General features: G+C 56.9%; 1 protein-coding gene. It reads left to right on the top strand.

Features of this window, described 5'->3' with window-relative positions; translation table 11 throughout:
- Positions 1 to 116: 116 nt before the first annotated feature.
- Positions 117 to 1,473 (top strand): DNA repair protein RadA (radA, locus tag ACTHUT_RS20515; protein WP_440419647.1); only part of this gene is annotated, 1,357 nt, incomplete at its 3' end.

The following is a 1,473-nucleotide window of genomic DNA, read 5'->3' as shown; positions in this document are numbered from 1 at the left end:
GATAAAGACAGCAAAAAATAAACCTGTTATTTCTCAATAAAAAAGGTCGTCTGAAAACGATATGATTGTTTTCAGACGACCTTTTCACACATCAAATATTCCACAGGGAAAACATCATGACAAAAGCCCCCAAAACCATCTACCAATGTTCCGAATGCGGCGGCACTTCCCCGAAATGGCAAGGCAAATGCCCGCATTGCGGCGAGTGGAACACGCTTCAGGAAAGCCTTGCCGCGCCCGAGCCGAAAAACGCCCGTTTCCAATCTTGGGCGGCGGACACTTCGACCGTCCAATCCCTCTCCGCCGTGACCGCTACCGAAGTGCCGCGCAATCCAACCGGCATGGGCGAGCTTGACCGCGTATTGGGCGGCGGTTTGGTCGACGGCGCGGTCATCCTGCTTGGCGGCGACCCCGGCATCGGCAAATCCACGCTGCTGTTGCAAACCATCGCCAAAATGGCACAAAGCCGCAAAGTGCTGTACGTTTCCGGCGAGGAATCCGCCCAACAGGTCGCCCTGCGCGCGCAGCGTTTGGAACTGCCCACCGAAGGCGTGAACCTGCTTGCCGAAATCCGCATGGAAGCGATTCAAGCGGCGTTGAAACAGCATCAGCCCGAAGTCGTCGTTATCGACTCCATCCAAACCATGTATTCCGACCAAATCACTTCCGCCCCCGGCTCCGTGTCGCAGGTACGCGAATGTGCCGCCCAACTGACCCGTATGGCGAAACAAATGGGCATCGCCATGATACTGGTCGGACACGTTACCAAAGACGGCGCGATTGCCGGCCCGCGCGTATTGGAGCACATGGTCGATACCGTGCTGTATTTCGAGGGCGACCAACATTCCAACTACCGCATGATACGTGCCATCAAAAACCGTTTCGGCGCGGCAAACGAATTGGGCGTGTTCGCCATGACCGAAAACGGTTTGAAAGGCGTGTCCAACCCGTCCGCCATTTTCCTCGCCAGCTACCGCGACGACACGCCCGGTTCGTGCGTTTTGGTCACACAGGAAGGCAGCCGCCCGCTTTTGGTCGAAATTCAGGCGCTGGTCGATGACGCACACGGCTTTACCCCCAAACGCCTCACTGTCGGCCTCGAACAAAACCGCCTCTCCATGCTGCTCGCCGTCCTCAACCGCCACGGCGGCATTGCCTGCTTCGACCAAGACGTATTCCTCAATGCCGTCGGCGGCGTCAAAATCGGCGAACCTGCCGCCGACCTCGCTGTCATCCTCGCCATGCTTTCCAGCTTCCGCAACCGCCCCATGCCCGAAAAAACCGTGGTTTTCGGCGAAATCGGCTTAAGTGGTGAAGTCCGCCCTGTTGCACGCGGACAAGAACGGCTCAAAGAAGCGGAAAAACTCGGCTTCAAACGCGCCATCGTCCCCAAAGCCAATATGCCGCGCAGTGCCAAAGAGTTTCCAAACCTGAAAATATACGGCGTCAGCAGTTTGCAGGAAGCGATTGATG

The sequence above is a fragment of the Neisseria sp. P0022.S010 genome (assembly GCF_051956635.1).
Note: the sequence above shows the minus strand (reverse complement) of the source record. Positions and strands in the feature narration are given on the sequence as shown.